The sequence below is a fragment of the Microcystis sp. LE18-22.4A genome, from assembly GCF_027531105.1.
Taxonomy (GTDB): domain Bacteria; phylum Cyanobacteriota; class Cyanobacteriia; order Cyanobacteriales; family Microcystaceae; genus Microcystis; species Microcystis aeruginosa.
On the sequence record NZ_JAPZRB010000444.1, the window covers coordinates 1 to 3,767 of the forward strand.

Genomic DNA, 3,767 nt, shown 5'->3' on the forward strand with positions numbered 1-3,767 from the left:
GGTGGTCGAGGGAATCAATAATAAACTTAAACTAATAAAACGGAGAGGCTATGGCTTGAGAAACTTTCGGAATTTTTGGGTTAGAAGTATGTTATCTTGGCATCTTGTCTGTTGATTTAGCATAAAGAGTAACGAAGAGCCGGTTTATTTTCACTATCTCCACTGTTAAAATCCGAAGCTTTCAAGACAGTTAATCCAACTAAGTCTCGATCTCTATAATGATAGATAATATTGTCTTCTAGCAAACTATCATTGGCTCTTTGAGGCTTACGAAAGCTAATATATAAAACATCTGCTTCTTCATCATAATCTATCCAGATTCTTGAAGAAGGTGCGGTTAGCAAATAAGGAATTGATTTCAAGAGATTGACTTCTGCCATAGGATGCCTCGCTTGATAATTTTTTCGCAGGAGGATGTCAAAAAAGCAGTTATGACAAATCCATCGTTCTTTAGTTCTTTATAGATGACGACCGCGTCTTTTCTTGAGATAACAGTTTTCGGATAATGTTTTAGTGCTATTAGCTCATCAGTCCATCCCTTAACAATCAAATCAGGTTCAGCAATAGTTTCTAGTACCATATCAATACATCCCGCCATGTAAGATACTTTCATGGCTTAGAAAATCCATTCATTATTTTCTCAATTTAACTGCCCGAATTGTTCCTGGTAACGAGCCAACAAAGCTTCTAGTTCTAGAACTCGCTGCCGTTCTCTTTCTGCGCGTTGAGTTTCCTGCTCGGCGCGTTGGGTTTCCTGCTCGGCGCGTTGAGCTTCCTGCTCGGCGCGTTGAGCTTCCTGCTCGGCGCGTTGGGTTTCCTGCTCGGCGCGTTGGGTTTCCTGCTCGGCGCGTTGGGTTTCCTGTTCGGTAGGAGTCAGTATCCAATTGCCGTCTCGTCCGTACCAGCGCAGCCACAACCGCTCAATGCCTTGACAATTTCCTGCCCAAAGTCCCAATCCCAATTGTACTTCCTCTAGCCACAACTGCTGTTTTTCTAGTCTTAAAGGCTGATATTTTCCTGATTTTAAGGTAAATGCCTGCAATTGGTTGCTGTAGCGATCGAACACCACGTAGTAGGGAATGCCTAAAATTCGTTCGTAAACTTCCCACTTGGTGGGAGGTTGGTTGATTCCCCGCACGGTACGCCCTAAATCTTCTGCTTCCGTTCCAGGAGAGAGTAATTCGATGGCGATGAAGGGAACAATTTCTTCCTGCCAAATCACATAACTCAGGCGCAATTCCTCTCCTTGGTACAGCCGCGAGACTCCCAAAGCGGCAAACCAGTCCGGCCGCTTGTACCATTGGGGATGGTAAGGGTCGTAGTAGAGATTTAGATCGCTGGCGATAAATATTTGTTCGGCAGGATAGTTAGAAGGTCGAAAGGTCTGGCGCAATAATTCGGGTTGGAAGAGATGAAATTCGTCAGGCAAGCCAGGTTCCTCCAGGTTTTCGCTGGGGAGGTCGTACATGGTTGGTAACATTTCTTTGGGTGGAAGGGACGGCGTTCTCTGGTACATGGGGGGAATGTTGCTAGTTTGGTGTTTAGTTTAGGGACTTGCGCTTTGATAATGTACCATTTATGGCTTGTCTGATTCTTCTACAGAGCGACTGTCTGGCTGGGATATTATTCCTACGCAGGTCCCTTAGCAAGATAATATGGCATTCATGTCAATTTTAGACCCCTGAACGCCGCAAGCCTTGATGCACAATAAATCGGAACAGTCGTCAATTCCTCGTTCTCCATTGGTGAAAATGCCGATTCAAAAATGAAGTACACCACCAGGGGAGTCTTACCAAAATCCGCCCAGAGGAAGTTAGAGACTTTCGGGATTAATCCCCAATTCCCTGAGTTTAGCCGCCAATCGCTCGGCTTTTTCTTCGGCTTCCTCAGCTTTCTGTTGTGCTTCCTCAGCCAACTCTCGCGGGGTTGGTAACAATATTCCATCTAAAGTCGCCCAGCGAATCCAGACGGTTGTTACCCCTCTATATTCTCCCTGCCAACGAACTAAAGCTAATCCCAAACGACCACTGATTAGCCATCCTTTCTCGTTGGGTTGCCGCGGTTCATATACACCATCAACTAAGACAAATTCGGCAAAATCTTCAGGGTTAAAAGGATCGTACCAGAAATATTCAGGCACTCGTAACTTATCTTGATAAATCTGTTTTTTCTCGGTTTTGTCTATTTGGGCAGTACTTTCTGAGAGTAGTTCAATCACTACATCGGGGGCTTTTCCCTCCTCCCAAGTAACCCAACTTTTTCGCTCCCCTTTTGGTACGTCTAAGACGGCAAAAAAATCAAATCCTTTGAAGTCTTGATTTTTCAGTTGTGCTGTACTGAAATAGACAAACATATTGCCACTGGCATAACCATCTTCTCGTTGGTCTAGCCAAGGGGATATAGTGTCTATTAACAGATCCATCTGCCATTTATGCCTTTGAGTTTCCATGGGTACTCCATCATCGCAGGGAAGTTCATGTTGCGTGGGTAATGCAGTTAATTGCATCGGTTGACTAAGCGTCAGAGTTTCCATATTTCTGTCCTATATTTTGGGTTTAGTTATTTAGATTTCGTAGATTTTTTGCCCTCTTTCAGGCAAATGTTACTTTAATTGACTGGCTATAGCAATTCTAAATGAGTCGTGAACGGACAGGGGGCTTAAGCCCCTTGTTCAGCTACCTGTTGTCAAGGGTTTAGGGGATTACTATATGTTACATCACAATTCTAGGCTAAGACTCATTTAAGTAGAAATCATCATCCAAGAGCTGCTCAATTGAAAAAGGACAGGTGATTGGATACTCATTTTCTAATGGTATGCGAACGCCAAATTTAGCTTTTTTTCCATCTCTAATTGCCAGCTGGCGAGCGTCTGGATAGACTGAGGAAACTGCTGTTGACAGATAGGGATTGAGAGATGGAGTATCTCGTAAGCTTTTTTGAACTCGCTGCCGGTGTTCGTTGATTGAATCATACCAACTGCCTGTCATAGTCTCAGGCGCATCGCCTTGTATCTTGAGCTTGAGTAAATGAGCCAACAAAACCATTAGGTTACTTTCTAAGGCTCTTTTTTCTGACTTGCCCAAGTCTTGTAATTCCTCAATTAAGTGTTCAACGTCTAGTCGTTCAAATTGACGATCTTTTAATTGTTGGATTGTCTGCTCAATCCACAAGTCAAAATCAGAATCATATAAAATAGTGGACATTTCTAGCAGTTTTATTAATGATATACATTGGTCAACCTTAATATTAACAAATATTGTCCTTTTTGTCAATTAGCGATCGCCTGATAATTTCCTTGTACTATTTATCTTCCTTAACCTTCCTTTTATTAACTGACTTCTACATCTCTTGCAGAACTATCAACTTCTATTCCTAAATTTTTAGCTATTTCCTGCGACTTGGGATCTACCATCAGTGAAATAACTATCTTGCGGCTGGATTCTTGTTGGTGTCGCTGCTGATAAAATTGGACTTTTACTTTTGACATACTCTCACCGTCAAGCTACGCTGTGACGGGAGATTCTTAAATTCACATTTAAGATTTCCTGCTTTACAGATTCTTGGCTAGACGTTGTTACCAACGCCCCCGCTAGACCATCTCCACAGGCATTTTCTGATACGCTATGCCCTAGTGGGACTTAAACAAATTTCAAGCCCAAACAAAGCCTAAACTGGCTTTGTAAGCGGCAAACACATCCCGATTCTCGGTCAGCCACTCAAAGAAACGGAAAGACATCGCTGTCCGAAAAGCTGCCAAGGCTTCCACA

At 43.1% G+C, this 3,767-nt stretch carries 7 protein-coding genes; 1 reads left to right on the top strand and 6 read right to left on the bottom strand.

What is annotated here, in order from left to right:
* The coding region (locus tag O9295_RS19505) for a transposase (protein ID WP_287627018.1) at positions 1-115 on the top strand (115 nt) is incomplete at its 5' end.
* Between the two features lies 1 nt (position 116).
* Here the strand turns inward: O9295_RS19505 and O9295_RS19510 are convergent.
* The 6 genes from O9295_RS19510 to O9295_RS19535 form a co-directional block, all read right to left on the bottom strand.
* Positions 117-380 carry a DUF2283 domain-containing protein gene (locus tag O9295_RS19510; RefSeq protein WP_288034674.1) on the bottom strand — a complete coding sequence of 88 codons (264 nt, stop codon included), beginning with the start codon at positions 378-380 and terminating at the stop codon, positions 117-119.
* The gene (locus tag O9295_RS19515; RefSeq protein ID WP_288034675.1) at positions 359-613 is read right to left on the bottom strand and encodes a hypothetical protein; all 255 of its coding nucleotides are present in this window, start codon (positions 611-613) and stop codon (positions 359-361) included. Before O9295_RS19515 ends, O9295_RS19510 begins: the two co-directional genes overlap by 22 nt.
* Positions 614-640: 27 nt before the next feature.
* On the bottom strand, positions 641-1,516 hold the full coding sequence (locus tag O9295_RS19520; RefSeq protein WP_288034676.1) for a Uma2 family endonuclease: 876 nt from the start codon (positions 1,514-1,516) through the stop codon (positions 641-643).
* A gap of 297 nt (positions 1,517-1,813) precedes the next feature.
* Entirely contained in the window at positions 1,814-2,533 is a 720-nt protein-coding gene (locus O9295_RS19525) for a Uma2 family endonuclease (RefSeq protein WP_288034678.1), read from the bottom strand.
* 196 nt (positions 2,534-2,729) lie between these two features.
* Positions 2,730-3,203, bottom strand: a complete 474-nt coding sequence (locus O9295_RS19530; RefSeq protein WP_061431917.1) for a DUF29 domain-containing protein — start codon at positions 3,201-3,203, stop codon at positions 2,730-2,732.
* 125 nt (positions 3,204-3,328) lie between these two features.
* A complete protein-coding gene (locus O9295_RS19535; RefSeq protein WP_288034681.1) occupies positions 3,329-3,487 on the bottom strand; it encodes a hypothetical protein in 159 nt (52 codons plus the stop codon).
* Between the last annotated feature and the right edge of the window lie 280 nt (positions 3,488-3,767).

Coding starts and splice junctions, on each gene's coding strand:
- O9295_RS19520 (WP_288034676.1), bottom strand. CDS start 1,516: ATGTACCAGAGAACGCCGTCCCTTCCACCCAAAGAAATGTTACCAACC.
- O9295_RS19530 (WP_061431917.1), bottom strand. CDS start 3,203: ATGTCCACTATTTTATATGATTCTGATTTTGACTTGTGGATTGAGCAG.
- O9295_RS19535 (WP_288034681.1), bottom strand. CDS start 3,487: ATGTCAAAAGTAAAAGTCCAATTTTATCAGCAGCGACACCAACAAGAA.
- O9295_RS19515 (WP_288034675.1), bottom strand. CDS start 613: ATGAAAGTATCTTACATGGCGGGATGTATTGATATGGTACTAGAAACT.
- O9295_RS19525 (WP_288034678.1), bottom strand. CDS start 2,533: ATGGAAACTCTGACGCTTAGTCAACCGATGCAATTAACTGCATTACCC.
- O9295_RS19510 (WP_288034674.1), bottom strand. CDS start 380: ATGGCAGAAGTCAATCTCTTGAAATCAATTCCTTATTTGCTAACCGCA.